13 protein-coding genes and 1 riboswitch are annotated in these 15,510 nt (G+C 61.5%); of the genes, 8 read left to right on the forward strand and 5 right to left on the reverse strand.

Features of this window, described 5'->3' with window-relative positions:
• Window positions 1-169: 169 nt before the first annotated feature.
• Window positions 170-2,653 carry a TonB-dependent receptor gene (locus J0X19_RS06550; RefSeq protein ID WP_206982879.1) on the reverse strand — a complete coding sequence of 828 codons (2,484 nt, stop codon included), beginning with the start codon at window positions 2,651-2,653 and terminating at the stop codon, window positions 170-172.
• A gap of 58 nt (window positions 2,654-2,711) precedes the next feature.
• Window positions 2,712-2,815, reverse strand: a riboswitch (TPP riboswitch).
• 246 nt (window positions 2,816-3,061) lie between these two features.
• Between J0X19_RS06550 and J0X19_RS06555 the strand changes: the two genes are divergently transcribed.
• A complete protein-coding gene (locus J0X19_RS06555) occupies window positions 3,062-3,331 on the forward strand; it encodes a hypothetical protein (RefSeq protein WP_242582174.1) in 270 nt (89 codons plus the stop codon).
• Between the two features lie 265 nt (window positions 3,332-3,596).
• Here J0X19_RS06555 and J0X19_RS06560 read toward each other — a convergent pair whose 3' ends face one another.
• From J0X19_RS06560 to pnuC, 4 genes are all read right to left on the reverse strand, one after another.
• Entirely contained in the window at window positions 3,597-4,031 is a 435-nt protein-coding gene (locus J0X19_RS06560) for a GNAT family N-acetyltransferase (protein ID WP_206982880.1), read from the reverse strand.
• Window positions 4,032-4,033: 2 nt separating this feature from the next.
• Window positions 4,034-4,912 carry an aldose 1-epimerase family protein gene (locus J0X19_RS06565; protein WP_206982882.1) on the reverse strand — a complete coding sequence of 293 codons (879 nt, stop codon included), beginning with the start codon at window positions 4,910-4,912 and terminating at the stop codon, window positions 4,034-4,036.
• Between the two features lie 61 nt (window positions 4,913-4,973).
• Window positions 4,974-5,522 carry an AAA family ATPase gene (locus tag J0X19_RS06570; RefSeq protein WP_206982884.1) on the reverse strand — a complete coding sequence of 183 codons (549 nt, stop codon included), beginning with the start codon at window positions 5,520-5,522 and terminating at the stop codon, window positions 4,974-4,976.
• A 117-nt stretch (window positions 5,523-5,639) separates the two neighbouring features.
• Window positions 5,640-6,257 (reverse strand): nicotinamide riboside transporter PnuC, encoded by a 618-nt coding sequence (pnuC, locus tag J0X19_RS06575; protein WP_206982886.1) that lies wholly within the window; start codon window positions 6,255-6,257, stop codon window positions 5,640-5,642.
• Window positions 6,258-6,376: 119 nt separating this feature from the next.
• Here pnuC and J0X19_RS06580 point away from each other — a divergent pair, with 119 nt between their 5' ends.
• The 7 genes from J0X19_RS06580 (at window position 6,377) to J0X19_RS06610 (ending at window position 15,312) form a co-directional block, all read left to right on the forward strand.
• Complete coding sequence (locus J0X19_RS06580; RefSeq protein ID WP_206982888.1) at window positions 6,377-6,700, forward strand: rhodanese-like domain-containing protein; 324 nt, start codon at window positions 6,377-6,379, stop codon at window positions 6,698-6,700.
• Between the two features lie 112 nt (window positions 6,701-6,812).
• On the forward strand, window positions 6,813-9,500 hold the full coding sequence (gene hrpB / locus J0X19_RS24750; RefSeq protein WP_242582177.1) for an ATP-dependent helicase HrpB: 2,688 nt from the start codon (window positions 6,813-6,815) through the stop codon (window positions 9,498-9,500).
• 87 nt (window positions 9,501-9,587) lie between these two features.
• On the forward strand, window positions 9,588-10,373 hold the full coding sequence (locus J0X19_RS06590; RefSeq protein ID WP_206982891.1) for a DUF2490 domain-containing protein: 786 nt from the start codon (window positions 9,588-9,590) through the stop codon (window positions 10,371-10,373).
• Window positions 10,374-10,520: 147 nt separating this feature from the next.
• Window positions 10,521-11,570: an aldo/keto reductase gene (locus tag J0X19_RS06595; protein WP_206982893.1), complete on the forward strand. Its 1,050-nt coding sequence runs from the start codon at window positions 10,521-10,523 to the stop codon at window positions 11,568-11,570.
• 144 nt (window positions 11,571-11,714) lie between these two features.
• The gene (locus J0X19_RS06600) at window positions 11,715-12,698 is read left to right on the forward strand and encodes an aldo/keto reductase (protein ID WP_206982895.1); all 984 of its coding nucleotides are present in this window, start codon (window positions 11,715-11,717) and stop codon (window positions 12,696-12,698) included.
• A gap of 74 nt (window positions 12,699-12,772) precedes the next feature.
• Window positions 12,773-13,702: a helix-turn-helix domain-containing protein gene (locus J0X19_RS06605; RefSeq protein WP_206982898.1), complete on the forward strand. Its 930-nt coding sequence runs from the start codon at window positions 12,773-12,775 to the stop codon at window positions 13,700-13,702.
• A gap of 392 nt (window positions 13,703-14,094) precedes the next feature.
• Entirely contained in the window at window positions 14,095-15,312 is a 1,218-nt protein-coding gene (locus J0X19_RS06610) for an alpha/beta hydrolase (RefSeq protein ID WP_206982899.1), read from the forward strand.
• Window positions 15,313-15,510 lie beyond the last annotated feature (198 nt).

The raw sequence follows: 15,510 nt of genomic DNA on the forward strand, positions 1-15,510 counted from the left end.
CGCGGATTATGCAGATTAGTCGGATTGCACGGATTTCGGTGACGATTGTCCGTTCGACTGACAGCTGCGCCAACTCAAAAGGGCCTGCCACTTGGCAGGCCCTTTTGAGTTTCAATCGTCCACGAAATCCGCGGAATCCGACTAATGACTAATCTGCATAATCCGCGGTTCAGAACTTCACCCCCACCGAAGCCAGGAAATTGCGGGTGGCTTGCGGGAAGTACCAGTTGAACGTGTCCAGGCCGCCGCTGGCACCGAGGTAGCTGTAGGTGTAGCCGTTGGCCACGTACTCGCGGTTGAGCACGTTGTTGACCAGCAGGCCCAGCTCGATTTCCTTCACAAACTGCGGCTTGATAGAATAGCGCACCCGGAAATCTAGCACCTGATACGGCTTGATGCTGCGAGCCTCGTTCTCGGAGTTATCGAGGTACTGACGGCTGACGGTTTTGTAGAGCAGCGCCACGCGTAGGTTCTTCAGCGGCTGCCCCTCCAGCGTGTGCGCCGACACCGCACCGGGCGAGTAGGAAATGGTAGATGTGCGCGCTTCTCCCACCACGGGCGAATAGTCGGCATCGTAGGTCACGTCGCGGTAGTTCAGGATGCGGTTGCGGCTGAGCGTGAGCGTACTGCTGACACTGATTTTGTCGTCGGCCGACACGAAACCGGTCAATTCCACGCCGCGGCGGTAACTGCGGGCCACGTTGGTGCGCAGGGCGGTTCCCACGTCGTTCAATTGGCCGGTGGCAACCAGCTGGTTGCGGTAGTTCATATGGAAATAGTTGGCCTCGAAGCGCAACGACGTGTGGGGGCCCAGCAACTCGCCATCGGGCCGGGTGAAGCGGTAGCCGCCCTCGAAATCGTGGAGACGTTCGGCTTTGGCGCTTTGGTCGCCGGCGGGACGGTCGGTGAAGTCGGAGCGCACTGGCTCGCGCTGGCCCACCGCGAAGCTAGCGTAGAGCTGCTGCCCTTCGGCCAGGGCGAAGGTGGCACCGGCTTTGGGGTTGAAGAAGGTGTAGCGGGCGCGGGTGGTGACGTCGTTCTGGTCGTCTTCCACCCCGTCAATGTCGTACTCGATGTGGCGCACCTGCACGTCGCCGTACACGCCCAGCTGGGGCAGCACCTGCCAGGTGGCGCGGGCGTAGCCGTTATAGTCGGTTTTGCGGGCGTTGTTGAAGTAGTAGCGCTGCCGGATGTTGCTATTAGAAGCGTACTGCGCCCAGATTACCTCCCCGTAATGGTCGTTGTCGAACTGGTTCCAGGCGCCGCCGAGGGTGGCTTGCAGCTTGTCGTTGGCTTTGGGCTGGTAGTTGAGCGCGAAGGTGCCGCCGTAGAAGTAGTTGTCGAGCCACTTGCGGTCCACGAGGTTGGTGCGGGTGAGCGTGTCGCCGCCGATAATTACGGTTGAAAGGCCGTAGTCGGTGAAGCGGCGGCGGGCCCGGTAGCTTTCGTAATAGCCGAAGCCGCGCGTGAGGTGCAGTGCCGCCCCAATGTTCCAGTCCTCGCCTAAGCCCTGCGAGAGGTGCAGCTGGTAGTGGTTTTGCTGGTAGTTGTCGGTTTGGTTGTCGTAGGTGTAGTAGCTGTAGCGGCGGCCTTCCCGGCGCACCCGCTCGGCATCGGCCTCACTCAGCTCGCCGTTGGCTATGTAGTTCTGGAGCAGCGCCTGGTTGCCGGTAAGGGCGGGTTCGGGCACGCCGTTCCAGGCCTGGTAGGTTTTCTCGCGGCCCGAGAAGGTGATGAACTTCAGCAGCGTGTTGCCCGCCTGGTAGCCCGCCGCCAAGTAGTACGACTTCAAATCCGACGCCGCCCGGTTCATGTATCCGTCGCTCTTGATGCGCGACAAGCGGCCGTCCACCGTGAAGTGCCCGTTGAGCAACCCGGTGCCGAACTGCGCGGTGTTTTTCACGGTGCCGAAAGAGCCGACGCTGTTCTGGGTTTCGCCGTAGGCCTCGCGGCGGTTGTCGAGGGTGCTGATGTTGATGCTGGCCCCAAACGCCGCGCCGCCGTTCTGGCTGGTACCCACCCCGCGCTGCACCTGTAGGCTATTCACCGACGAAGCCAGATCCGGCAGGTTCACCAGAAACGAGCCGTGCGACTCGGCATCGTTCAGGGGCACGCCGTTGATGGTCATGTTGATGCCGGTGTTGCTTGTGCCTCGGATGCGGATATCGGTGTAGCCCACGCCGGCCCCGGCATCGGAATTCACCACCACCGACGGCGTCTGGTCGAGCAGATACGGTAGATCCTGGCCGAAATTGCGCTTGGCCAAATCCTGCTTGCTCACGTTGGTATAGGCCGTGGCGGTCCGGTCGTTGGCGCGCTGGGCCGTGACTAAGGCCTCGCCGGTGAGCACCCCGCCGGAGCGCAACATGACGTTCAGGCGCTGCGCGCCGGCCTGGCCCTGCACTTGCTGCACCAGCGGCTCATAGCCCACAAATGTGATACGCACCTCGTGGGTGCCGGCTGGTACCACCGGAATAGCAAAGGCACCGGCGGCATCGGTGGCGGCGCTGGGCGTACCATCGAGCAGTACCGTAGCGCCGGGCAAAGCCGTGCCCGTTTGGGCATCGGTAATGGTACCCGCCACGGGGCCTTGTGCCCAGGCCGAGAAGGGTAGCGCCAGCAGCGCCGCCCCGGAAACCAGTAAATTTTTCAACAATGCAAGCGGAAAAGTGGAACGGACCCGCGCCAGGGGTCGGCGCATCGGTTGTATCGTTCGCGGATCGTCTGTTCCCTTCGCCGGCATTACCCGGATCAGGTTCAATGGGTATGATCTCAGCCTTGGCCTGCGTGGCGTGGGGCACCCCTAAACTTCTGGCAGCAAAGGTAGGCGCTTTTGTCTGTTGTTTCTGTCAGCGAGGAACAATCCGGGATAAATTAGGAGGATTCCCGCTCCTTTTGCTTGCAGTGGCCGCTGCAACAACAAAAGCCGCCGCTACTTTACTTTCGGTTGATAATCAATTACCTTAGAAAAGCTTTCCACTCGCAAAAACCCTGGCCTCAACGAAAACATCAACTGGCCCGGCTCCGTTATTTATTCCACGCTCATCGCTCGTCTGCTCGCATGTCTTTCCAGTTCCCCTCGGCCATGACTCCCCTTGTGTACCTGCTCGTTGTTCTTGCCATTACCGTCTATTTCCTGCTGATTCCGCGGCGGCGCTTCCCCAATCCGCCCCAGCCCGACAACGACGACGATGGTGGCGAACCACTCGACGACGGCCTACCCGACCTTGACCTGCCGCCTGGCATCACGCGCCCCATCAACGACTGGGAGCCTGACTACAACCGCCGCCCCCGGCGCCCGGTGCGCCCCACCGCCCCGCACCTCACGTAAAAGGCATCTTCTCCGCCTTCTTATAAAACGGCCCTCCCGGCGCTGTTTCCCGTTGTACACCGTGGCTGATACAACAGGAAGCAGCATCCGGGAGGGCCGTTGCAGTTTAAATCTGAAGCTTAGTCTATATAGGCTAGAAGTCTAGTTCCCCTCCTCAGATGAGGAGGGGTTAGGGGTGGTTGAAATACTAGAGTTAGAAACTAGAACTAGTATCGTTCAACGGTAGGTCAACCACCCCTAACCCCTCCTCATCTGAGGAGGGGAACTAGACTTCTAGCTCTGGCTGTAATTCGCGGCCCATGCGCACGTAGGCTACGGGGCCTTTGAAGAACTCCGGGCCTTCGGGCAGCAAGCCGAAACGGGCGTAGAAAGGGGCGCTGTCCTGGCGGGCGTCGCACCAGATGTGGGTGGCACCCAGGCGGCGGGCTTCGGCTAGTACGTGGTGCAGCAAGGCGCTGCCGATGCCCTGGCGCTGGTAAGCGGGGTCGGTGGCAAACTTGCGGAAACGAGCTTCTTCGCCTTCCACGAACAACGAAATGACTGCCACCAGCCGGTCGTCCTGGAAAGCGCCGTAGTGGTAGCCGTCGGCATCATTTTCCAGCTTCACGTAGTCCAGTGGCTTATCGGGCCAAAGCACCTGGTGGCGCAGGGCGTAGGTGTGGTAGGGAGCAATGGCCCAGATAACAGGCGGCGCGGCCACGGCTATTCCAGCGTGATGCTGTAGGAAACGGCGAATTCCTGGCCGGGCTGCAAGCTCAGTATGCCTTCCTTATCGGTTAGCTCGCCGGAGTCGCCCACGGAGCTGGCAATGCCCTGCCACGGCTCGATGCACACGAATTGGGCGCTGGGGCCTTTGGTCCAGAGGCCGAGGTAGGGAAACCCATCGAAGCGCACTCGCACCCCGCGGCCCGAACGGCGGCTGCGCAACGTTACGTGGGTGAAATCGAAATGCTTCAGCACCAAGGCATCCTGCTCGAATAGCTCGTAGCGCAACGGTAGCGTGGTTTTGTCGGTCAGTACGGACTCGGTTTGGCCGTTGAGCAAGCCGCCTTCCAGCAAGTACCGCTCAAACGTAACCGGGTGGTCGAACACAAAGTCGTAGTCCTCAAATGTTTCGCCCGCTTGCAATGGGCAGCGAAACGCCGGGTGCGCGCCAATGCCAAACAGCAGCTCGCCGGTACCCACGTTCATCACCTCCCACCCGATAGTCAGCATAGGCCCCGCCAGCCGGTAGCTGATTAGCAAACTGAACTCGAAGGGAAACAGGGCGCGGGTAGCTTCGTTGGCGCGCAGCTCCAGCACCAGCTCGGCTGGCGTCTGGCGGACCAGCGCAAACTCCTGGTCACGTGCGAAGCCGTGCTGGGTGAGGCGGTATTGCTGGCCCTGGTAGGTGTAGGTGTCGTTCGGCAGGCGCCCGACTATTGGGAACAGCACTGGCGCGTGGCGGCCCCACACCGCCGGGTCGGCCTCCCAGATGTACTCCAGGTTATCGAGGTCTTTGCGGATAAAGCTGCTCAGTTCGGCGCCGTGGGCATTTATGGTGGCGCGGCACTGGTCGTTTTCGAGGGTGTAGGTGGTCATAAAGCGCAATAAGTTAAATATGCTGTGAGTCAGGCGAAAGGCAGTACGAATCGAACGGCTGTTATATAACGGAGTGCGGCTTCTCCGTTGCCAGCAACGCATCTACCAGTAGCCGCGCCTGTTTGAACCGTGCTTCGGCGGTATCACTGATTACGGCGAAATTCGCTTGCAGGTCTTGCAGCGCCTGGTGGTACACCCCGAAGAAGTGCTGCCGCAGGTGCGGATGCTCGCGCAACGGGTCAGGCTCCCAAGGCAGGTCGATGTTGGGCAGTAGCACCAGGTCGTAGCGCTGCTGCTGGAGGCGCGCCAGAATCCAGGCGGGGCAGTGGCCGAAGGCGTGCTCGGCCCACACTTTTATCACCAGCAAATCGGTATCGGCAAACAATAGGGTGTGGCCTCGCGCCTGGGCTTCGGCGGCGGCCTGGGTTTCGGCGGCAAGCTGGCCGCGGGCAATGGCTTCTAAATCGGCAAGGGTATAGTCGGCCCCGTTTTCTTCCAGATACGCGCGGGCATATTCCGGCACCCAGCTGGCGTGGTAGTGCGCCGCCAGCTGCCGGCTGAGCGTGGTTTTGCCCGTCGATTCGGGGCCGGTAATGGCAACGCGGAGCATTAGCTGGAATTAAGAATTAAGAATTAAGAATTAAGAATTAAGAATTAAGAATTAAGAATTAAGAATTAAGAATTGGAACGTCGACTGGTTTTCGCCGGGTTACATAATTGCACATTTTTAATTTTTAATTTTTAATTCTTTATACAATTGCCGGCGCCATTGGATGTAGCCGTAGGTGGCCAAACCCAAATACAGGGCGTAGAGGGCACTGGTGGGATATAGCTGCTTGTACCAAAGCACGGGCACGTAAATGATGTCAACCATAATCCAGAGCCACCAGTTTTCCAGGCGTTTGCGCATCAGCAGGTACTGCGCGGCCAAGCTACTGGCGGTGGTAAAACTGTCCCAGTACGGCACGGTGGCATCGGTATTGTGCGCCAGGTAATAGCCGAACCCGGTAGTAAACGCCACGATGAAGCCCACGCTAACCGCCCACTCCCACGGCCGCGTCCGGGACACCGGCAGCTCGGTTTTGTTGCGCCCGCCGTACAGCCACTCGTACCAGCCGTACACGCTCAAAGCAATGAACATCACTTGCAGCAGCGAATCGGAATACAGCCCCGAGCGGCGGTACACCACAATGTAGAGCGCGCAGCTGAAGATGGCAATGGGGAAATTCCAGAGCGACTCGCGGGCCGCCAGCCACACGCAGGCAAAGCCGGTGAGCACCGCCACCCATTCCAGCGGACTATTGCCGACGGCGGCCGTCAGGAACTCGTACAACGAATGCAGCAAAACGCAGAGCTTAGAGGATAGAAGTACGCTTGGGCCGCCCAGTGGGCTGCTTCCGAACCGAGGCCAAAGCTAACGAGCCACCGACTAATTTTGCGTTTTGCCTTTGCTGCTTCCGCCCTATGCTGCCCGAACTTACGCCCGAAGAACTCCACGCCCGCCTCACGAGCGGCGAAGACATCCAGCTCATTGACGTGCGGCAGCCCGAGGAATACGAGTATTGCCGCATCGAAGGCAGCCAGCTGATTCCGCTGGGCGAGTTGCCGCGCCACGTAGAAGAGCTGGATGAAAACCGCCCCATCGTGCTGATTTGCCACCATGGCGTGCGGTCTATGCAGGCCCTGGCCTACCTCCAGCACCGCCACGACAAAACCAACCTGCTGAACCTGCGCGGTGGCATCCACGCTTGGAGCGTCCGGGTTGACCCCACCGTGGCTATCTATTAGCACCCGTTTTTAGCCCGCAGAGGACGCAGAGGTTGGCGCAGAAGTCGCAGAACGTTCTGCGACTTCTGCGCCAACCTCTGCGCCCTCTGCGGGAACCGATACCGAACAGTCCATGCAATTCCCCAACCTCCCGATAACCGCCGCCTTACCCGACCTGCTGCAAGCCTTGGCAGCGCATAAGCGGGTGGTATTGCAGGCCCCGCCGGGCGCGGGTAAAACCACGGTGGTGCCGCTGGCGTTGCTGGAAACCGCGTGGCGGGAAGGCGGCAAGATTCTGGTGCTCGAACCCCGGCAACTGGCTGCCCGCGCCGCCGCCAACCGCCTGGCCAAGCTACTCGGCGAAACCGTGGGCGAAACCGTCGGCTACCGGGTGCGGCTGGAAAGCAAAGTATCGGCCCGCACGCGTATTGAGGTGATTACCGAAGGCATCCTGACCCGCCTGATTCAGGACGACCCGGCGCTGGAAGGCGTGGCGGCGGTGGTATTCGACGAGTTTCACGAACGGAGCTTGCGGGCCGACCTCGGGCTGGCTCTCACCTTGGATGTACAAGCCGTATTGCGGCCCGAATTGCGGATTCTGGTGATGAGCGCCACGCTGGAAGCCGAGCGGCTGGGCGCGTGGCTGGATGCGCCGGTGGTGACTAGCGCCGGGTTTCTGTTCCCGGTCGAGACGCACTACCTCAGCCCGCGCCAGGCCGCCACGGGTGGCACGCGGCCCAACGAGCGGCTGGCTACGCTGGTGCCAACTGCCGTACGCGAAGCCCTGCGCACCCACCCCGAAGGCGACATTCTGGTGTTTCTGCCGGGCCTCGCCGACCTGCGCCGCGTGGCCGATAAGCTGGAACCAGCCCTGCCCGAAACCACCCGCCTGCACCTGCTGCACGGCGAGTTGCCGCTGGAACAGCAAGACGCGGCCCTGCGCCCCGCCCCGGCCGGGCAGCGCAAAGTCGTGCTCAGCACCGCCATTGCCGAAACCAGTCTCACCATTGAGGGCGTGCAGGTGGTAGTGGATGGCGGCTTTGCCCGCGTACCGCGCTTCCAGGCCCGTACCGGCTTCACCACCCTCGAAACCGTGCCCGTCAGCCAGGCCGCCGCCGACCAGCGCCGGGGCCGCGCCGGCCGCCTCGGGCCCGGCACCTGCTACCGCCTCTGGACCACCGCCGAGCACGACGCCCTACCCGCCCATCTTCCGCCCGAAATCCTCACCGCCGACCTTAGCGGCCTGGCCCTAGAACTGGCCTTGTGGGGTGCTACCCCCGCCGGTCTGCGCTGGCTCGACACGCCACCCACCCCCGCCCTGGCCCTCGCCAACGACCTGTTACGCCGGTTGGAAGCCGTGGAGGGGCTTGGGGGCTTAGGGGCTTGGGAGCTTGGACCGGACGCGCCAGAGCAACCAAATCCAGCCGATAACAGCACTGCAAAAGCCGGCAGCTCCCCTGAGCAAACCCAACAAAAAGCCAAGTCCCTAAGCCCCCAAGCCCCTAAGCCCCTCACCCCCACCCCCCACGGCCGGGCGCTGGCGCGGCTGGGACTGGCGCCGCGGCTGGGGCATTTGGTGGTGCGCGGGCATGAGCTGGGGCACGGTCCGGCCGCGGCGGCCCTGGCGGCTCTGCTGTCGGAGCGCGACGTGCTGCGCTCTGCCGATGCCCAGCTTACCCCGCCCGATTTGCGGCTGCGGTTTGAAACCATTGCGCACGGCCGGCCGGCGCTGCCGGGCTTGCTGGTGCAGCATAACACCCTGCACCGCGTACGGGACGCCGCCCGCAACCTGCGCCAACGCGCCGGCATCCGCGACGCGGCCACCTCCACCGATGCCGACGCGGCCGGCCTACTAACGGCCCTGGCCTACCCCGACCGAATTGCCCAGCGTGAAACCGCCGACCGGGTACGCCTCGCCACCGGGCAACGCGTGCAGCTACCCGCCGAGTTCTTCGGGCGCGACGACCAATTTCTAGCCGTAGCCTACCTGGAAGGCCCGCCGCACCAGTTGCGCGCCGCGCTGGCCGCCCCGGTAAGCCGCACCGAGCTAGAGCAGCTATTCGCCGACCAGATAGAGAACCGCGACGAGGTGCGCTGGGATGCCGCCACCGGCCGGGTGCTGGCCCGCCGCCTCCGCCGCCTGGGAGCCCTGGTACTGTCCGACACTCAACTCACCCAACCCGACCCCGAGCTGATTGCCCAGGCCCTGCTGGAAGCCTTACGCACCGCCGGTATTGCACGCCTGCCGTGGAGCGAAGCTGCTACGGCGTTGCGGCAGCGGCTGGCGTTTCTGCATCACCATTCCCCCGATACCTGGCCCGATGTATCGGATGAGGCGCTGGCGGCGGAACTGGACGACTGGATGGGCCCGCAGCTAATTGGGTTAAAGAGCCTGAACGAAGTGAGCCGGCTGGATTGGAACGAGCTGCTGCTGCAACGGCTGCCCGGCGGCTGGGGCCAGCGGCAGGAGCTGGACCGTCTGGCCCCCTCGCACCTGGAAGTGCCCAGCGGCTCCCGCGTGGCGCTGGACTACGCCGACCCCGCCGTGCCGGTGCTGGCCGTGAAATTGCAGGAGCTGTTTGGGCTGACGGAAACGCCCACGGTGGCAGCGGGCCGAGTACCATTGCTACTACATTTGCTTTCCCCCGGCGGCCGGCCGGCGCAGGTTACGCGTGATTTGCGCAGCTTCTGGGAGAAAGGTTATTTCGAGGTGCGCAAGGACTTGAAAGGCCGCTACCCCAAGCACCCCTGGCCCGACAAACCGATGGAACATACGCCCACCAAGCTCACCAAGAAGCGTTTTGAAGCCGGCCAGCAGTAACCCGCAGGTGGCCAGAGAGGCAGCTTAAGAGGAACCGGCCTGGTAACATTCGCGTAACATTGGGTAGTTACCCGCCTTAGTTACCGCATGTTTTTTACTAAGCTTCACGCTGTTTTCCTTGCCGGATTCCTGATTCTAGCTGCCCCCAAAGCTTGGGCGCAAACCGAGCCGCACCGCTTGCAGGACCACAATGCGCACGCCTGGCTGATGTACTTCAGCGACGCCCGTTTGTCGGAGCGCTGGGGGGTGCACACCGAGGCCCAATTGCGGCGTAGTGAGTTGGGAGCCAGCTCGCAGCAGAACTTCGTGCGGGTGGGCGGCAACTACTACGTGAGTCCGCGCCTGATGCTCACGGCCGGCTACGCTTACGCCCTCACCTACCCCTACGGCGACTATCCGGTGGCCAGCCGGTTTCCCGAGCACCGCCTTTACCAGCAGGTGTTGCTGCGCGACGCGCTGGGCCGGGTGCAATTCACGCACCGCTACCGGCTGGAACAGCGCTGGCTGCGTTTCCCTGGGGCCGAAGACTACACTTACCTCAACCGCACCCGCTACCAGCTGCGGTTTACGGTGCCGCTGGGGCCAACGGGTCAGCTTCAGCCACGCACACCCTACGTAGCCGCCTACGACGAGGTCTTCGTGAACTTCGGCCGCAACGTGGCCCGCAACACCTTCGACCAGAACCGGGCTTATCTGGCACTGGGGTACCAGGTCAGCAAAGCCACTTCCCTGGAAGCGGGCTACCTGCACCAATTGGTGCAGCAGGGCAACGGCACCGTGTTCGAGCACAACCACACGCTGCAATTCACGCTCAACTTCAACCCTGATTTTCGGCCTCGGTCCGCGGAGCCGGCCGTGCCCGTCGGCCAGTAAACGCCAGCCTATTGCTGTAGCTGCAACCCTACGTTTTGTGTTGCAGAAACCGGGATTTGTATAGCCCGGATGGGAGGTGTACTTGGACCTTTGCAGCTCAACCCTGTTGTAGGTATCCATCATCCACTCTGTACCTCCCTCCTATTCATGAGCCATTCTCCTTTTCGTACGCTCGGCCGCTCCGGCCTCGTAGTCAGCCCACTCGCGCTGGGCACCATGACCTTCGGCACCCAGCGCTGGGGCTCCCCCGACGACGTATCCCAAGCCATTTTCGACGCTTACATAGCAGCGGAAGGCAATTTCATTGACACCGCCGACGTGTATGCCGGCGGGCGTAGTGAGGAAATAGTCGGTGGCTTGGTGGCCGACCGGCAGCTGCGCGACAAGCTGGTGCTGGCCACCAAGTTCACCTGGAACAACGACCCCGGCAACCCCAACGCGGGCGGCAACGGCCGCAAAAACATCTACCGGGCGCTGGAGGGCTCGTTGCGCCGCCTGAAAACCGATTACGTAGACATGTACTGGCTGCATGCCTGGGACATGGTAACGCCCGTGGAAGAGGTACTGCAAACCCTCGGCGACTTAGTACGGGCCGGCAAAATCCGCTACTTCGGCTTCTCCAACATGCCGGCTTGGTACACCACCAAAGCGGCCACGCTGGCGCAGGTACACGGCGTGCCGGGGCCCATTGCGCTGCAAATGGCCTACTCACTGGTGGAGCGCAACTTGGAACACGAATTCCGGCCCGCCGCCCGCGAAGGTGGCCTCAGCATCACGCCCTGGAGCCCGTTGGCGGCGGGGTTTCTGGCAGGCAAGTATCAGCCAACTGAAACCGGCGCCACCGGCGAAGGCCGCCTGATGGGGGCCAACCCGTTCGGCAACACGCTCTTCACCAAGCGCAATTGGGAAATAGTAGAGGTGTTGCGCACGGTAGCCGCCGAAGCCAACCGCCCGATGGCCCAAGTGGCCCTGGCCTGGGTGCTGGCGCAGCCGGGCGTGGTGGCTCCCATCATTGGGGCCAGTAAGCTCCCGCAACTCCACGATAACCTGGCGGCCCTGGCAATACGCCTCACGCCCGAGCAGTTACAAACTTTGAACGAAGGCAGCGCGCCCGAGCAGCCCTTCCCCTATGGCATCTTCACGCCCCAAATCAACCAATCCATATTCGGGGGCAAAACGGTGCAGGGCTGGCAGTAAGCGCGGGGCGGCAAGCGGCCAGACCCACGTTTTGTATTGCAGAAGCGGTGGTTTGTATACTTCCGGCCAGGCCTTGGCACCGGACCTTTGTAGTGTCAGAAAGCAGTCTGCTTTCATCTTCAACACTCTCTTACGCAACCTTATATGAGCACCCTCAAAAGAGTAGCCTTGGGTAGCCAAGGCCTGGAAGTACCCGTGGAAGGACTGGGCTGCATGGGCATGACCACCCTGGCCGGCATGAACGTGTACGGCACTGCCGACGAAGTGGAAAGCATTGCCACCATTCACCGGGCCCAAGAGTTGGGCGTGAACCTGCTGGATACGGCCGACCTCTACGGCCCGCTGCTGAATGAGCGGCTGGTAGGCAAAGCCATTGCCGGCCGGCGCAACCAGTTCACCATCGCCACCAAATTTGGCTTCGAGATAGACGACAACGAAACGTTAACCTGGGGCTACAACGGCCAGCCGGAGTACGTACGCAAAGCCCTGCACCGCTCCCTCCGCAACTTGGGCACCGATTACGTAGACCTGTACTACCTGCATCGCCTCGACCCCAATACGCCCATCGAAGATACCGTGGGTGCCATGAGCCGGCTGGTGGAAGAAGGCAAAGTGCGCTACATTGGCCTGTCCGAAGTGTCAGCCGACATCATTCGCCGGGCGCATCAGGTGCACCCCATCACCGCCCTACAAACCGAGTATTCGCTCTTCGACCGGGGCGTGGAGGAAGACGGCGTGCTGCAAGCCACCCGCGACATGGGCATTGGCTTCGTGGGCTATTCACCGCTGGGCCGGGGCTTTTTGTCGGGTGAGATTACGAAGTTCGAGGATTTTGAAGCCACCGACATTCGCCGCAACCTACCCCGCTACCAAGGCGAGAACTTCACCAAAAACCTGGCCTTGGTGGAAAAAGTGAAAGCCCTGGCCACGGCCAAAGGCGTGTCGGCTTCGCAGCTGGCGCTGGCTTGGGTGTTGGCGCAGGGCGTGGTGGCCATTCCCGGCACCAAGCGCCGCAAGTATCTGGAAGAAAACGTAGCCGCGGCCAGCCTCGTGCTGAGTGCAACCGAGCTAGCCGAGTTGGAAGCCATCATGCCCGTGGGCAGCGCCGCAGGCGCGGCGTACGCGTAGAATTTATTTGCAAGAATATAAAGGCTAGTGTGTTGTGTAGCAAAACAGCCTCACCGCATCCTCTCTCCCAACCCATGAAAAAAGCCCCCAAAGACATTCGCGTGTTGAGCACCGTGACGGATTACACCCGGTTTTTTGGGTTGCCCGCCCCGGCGCATCCGCTGCTCACCATCATCAACCTAGCGGAGGCCCGCCAATCGGCCTTAGCCCAGGGCTTGACGCCAGTGACGACCCCCATAGTGCAGCAATTCTACACGGTGGCACTGAAGCGAGGGCTGAATGGGCCGCTGTACTACGGGCATCAGTCGTATGATTTCAAGGACGGGGTGTTGTTTTTTCTGGCGCCGGGCCAGGTTTTTGCGGCCGATGCCACGCTGGACACCTCGGAGCTGAGCGGTTGGCTGCTGGTCCTGCATCCCGATTTGCTGAGCAAGTATCCGCTGGGTAAGAAAATAGCCAGCTACGGTTTCTTCTCGTACGAGGTGCACGAAGCCCTGCACTTGTCGGAAAAAGAGGAAACCGTGCTGAACGGCCTGATGCAGAACATCGAGAGCGAATACGAGCGGCCTATTGATGCCTTCAGTGAGGACGTGTTGATTTCGCAGCTGGAGTTGCTGCTCACCTATGCCAACCGCTTTTATCACCGGCAGTTCCTGACCCGGCGCTCAGCCGAGCACGACTTGCTCAGTAGGTTCGAGGAGTTGCTAACAGCGTATTTCAGCCAGGAAGAACAGCCGTTGCCCACGGTGCAGTACTTTGCCGATGCCCTCCACGTGTCGCCGGCTTACCTGAGCGACATGCTGCGCACCCTCACCGGCCAGAACACGCAGCAGCACATCCACCACGCCCTGATTGAGAAAGCCAAACGCTTGCTGCTGAGCACTTCCCTCACCATCAACGAAACGGCGTTTCAGCTGGGCTTCGAGTACCCGCAGTATTTCAGCCGCCTGTTCAAAAGCAAAACCGGCCTGACGCCCGCCGCTTTCCGCTTCTCGGTGCACTAATGGTGTAGGTCATAGCTATGAACTGTTGCAAGCCCCGTTCTGAATAGGACGGGGCTTTTTGCTGCTTATGAGGCTGGGCCATATTCTTGCAGGGCAGCTGTTTTTTAGAGCGGTTTCCGGGCCGGGGTGCAGGTTGAACGAGCTCCTACGCCAGCACCGTGTCATCGATTCCGTTCGACGCCGGGCGGGGGCAAGCCTGGCCCCTACCTCCTAAACCGCCTCGGCAAGTCAAGCAATAGAATATAGTAATAGCAGGATTTTTCAGAAAAATACCGGAGATTTAAGTACCTGCACACAGTCTTCCCCCTGATGCAGGAGGCCTTCTTCCGGCCGCAACCGGCAACCAGCCGCTGCCGTGGTTGCTGGCCTCTTCCCGCTCCTTGCTACCCGCTATGAAAACAACGCTCCTTTCTTCCCGCTGGCTTCTGCTGCTTTTCACGGTTTGGTGCCTGGGCGGCTGCAACAGCTCCCCCGACCCCGACCCTAGCCCCGAACTGCCCACCGGCGAGCAGCTCTTCGTTTCGGCCGATTCCGTCACGACAGTACCAAAAGCGCAGTTGCAGGCGTTGGCAACGCTGGCAGGGTTCGGCGCTTTCACCGCGCAGCTGAAATACGACGTTACGTTCCGCCGATTCCGGTACAAAACCACCTACCAGGGGCAGTTGCTGGAAGTATCGGGGATGCTGGCCGTGCCGCGCAACACGCCCGCGCCGCCGGCTCTGCTCAGCGCCCAGCACGGCACCATGTTCAAATATGCTGATGCGCCCTCGAACTTCCCGGCCACATTTACGGGCTTCGAGCTGTTTGCCAGCGCCGGTTTTGTCACGCTCATTCCCGACTACATCGGCCTGGGTGTGTCCAGCAATATCCGGCAGTCGTTCTACGACAAGCCTTCTACGGCCGGCACCGTGGTGGACATGATTAAAGCCGCTAAATACTACTTGCAGCAAAAGAAAGTGGCCCTCAATCCGCGGCTGTTTCTGGTGGGGTACTCGGAGGGCGGCTACGCCACCATGGCCGCCCAGCAAGCCATTGAAACCACGCCCGAGCACGGCCTGACCGTAACTGCCGCCGCGGCCGGTGCCGGCGGCTACGACCTCCCCGGCATGCTCAGCAGCGTAGCCGCCACCCCCACCTACGCCACCCCGGCCTTCCTGGGCTTATTCTTGCAGGCCTACAATACCACCTACAGCTGGAACCGCCCACTCACCGACTTCTTCCAGGCCCCGTACGCCGCCGCCCTTCCTGCCCTGCTCAACGGCACCAAAACCCGCGCCGAAATTGACGCCGCCCTGACTACCAGCCCGGCTGCGTTGTTTACGCCGACCTTCTACGCCAGCCTGAGCAACCCCAGCGCCGAGCCGGTGCTTAAGCAGCGCCTCCAGGAAAACAGCTTCTTCAACTGGGTGCCCACCAGCCCCACCCGCCTCTACCACGGCACCGCCGATGGCAGCGTGTTCTTCAGCACCTCCCAAAGCACCTTCGACCGGTTCCGGACGGCCGGCGCCACCAACGTCACCTTCACGCCCATTCCCGGTGGCACCCACGAGTCCAGCATCATCCCCATGATGGCCGATGTGCTGCCGTGGTTGCAGACGTTGAACCCGTAGGAACGGTGGGCTTCGCACTAGGCCTGGCTGGTGCGTTGGGTTTGGTGAAGCCAGGCCGGCTTAGCAGCAGATAAAATAATACCTCGAAACCTCTTCGAGAAGGCCAAATAAAACTTACATTGTTTCTATTCTCAAGCCGCCAATGGAGCTACTGGCCTAACAGTTGAGCTTGCAGCAAGCTACTTACCTGATTTACAT

This window comes from Hymenobacter telluris (genome assembly GCF_017313265.1).
Taxonomy (GTDB): Bacteria; Bacteroidota; Bacteroidia; order Cytophagales; family Hymenobacteraceae; genus Hymenobacter; species Hymenobacter telluris.

Excerpts from the sequence above, each read along its gene's own strand:
- J0X19_RS06555 (WP_242582174.1), top strand. The coding sequence starts at position 3,062 with ATGTCTTTCCAGTTCCCCTCGGCCATGACTCCCCTTGTGTACCTGCTC.
- J0X19_RS06565 (WP_206982882.1), bottom strand. The coding sequence starts at position 4,912 with ATGACCACCTACACCCTCGAAAACGACCAGTGCCGCGCCACCATAAAT.
- J0X19_RS06570 (WP_206982884.1), bottom strand. The coding sequence starts at position 5,522 with ATGCTCCGCGTTGCCATTACCGGCCCCGAATCGACGGGCAAAACCACG.
- J0X19_RS06580 (WP_206982888.1), top strand. The coding sequence starts at position 6,377 with ATGCTGCCCGAACTTACGCCCGAAGAACTCCACGCCCGCCTCACGAGC.
- hrpB (WP_242582177.1), top strand. The coding sequence starts at position 6,813 with ATGCAATTCCCCAACCTCCCGATAACCGCCGCCTTACCCGACCTGCTG.
- J0X19_RS06590 (WP_206982891.1), top strand. The coding sequence starts at position 9,588 with ATGTTTTTTACTAAGCTTCACGCTGTTTTCCTTGCCGGATTCCTGATT.
- J0X19_RS06595 (WP_206982893.1), top strand. The coding sequence starts at position 10,521 with ATGAGCCATTCTCCTTTTCGTACGCTCGGCCGCTCCGGCCTCGTAGTC.
- J0X19_RS06600 (WP_206982895.1), top strand. The coding sequence starts at position 11,715 with ATGAGCACCCTCAAAAGAGTAGCCTTGGGTAGCCAAGGCCTGGAAGTA.
- J0X19_RS06605 (WP_206982898.1), top strand. The coding sequence starts at position 12,773 with ATGAAAAAAGCCCCCAAAGACATTCGCGTGTTGAGCACCGTGACGGAT.
- J0X19_RS06610 (WP_206982899.1), top strand. The coding sequence starts at position 14,095 with ATGAAAACAACGCTCCTTTCTTCCCGCTGGCTTCTGCTGCTTTTCACG.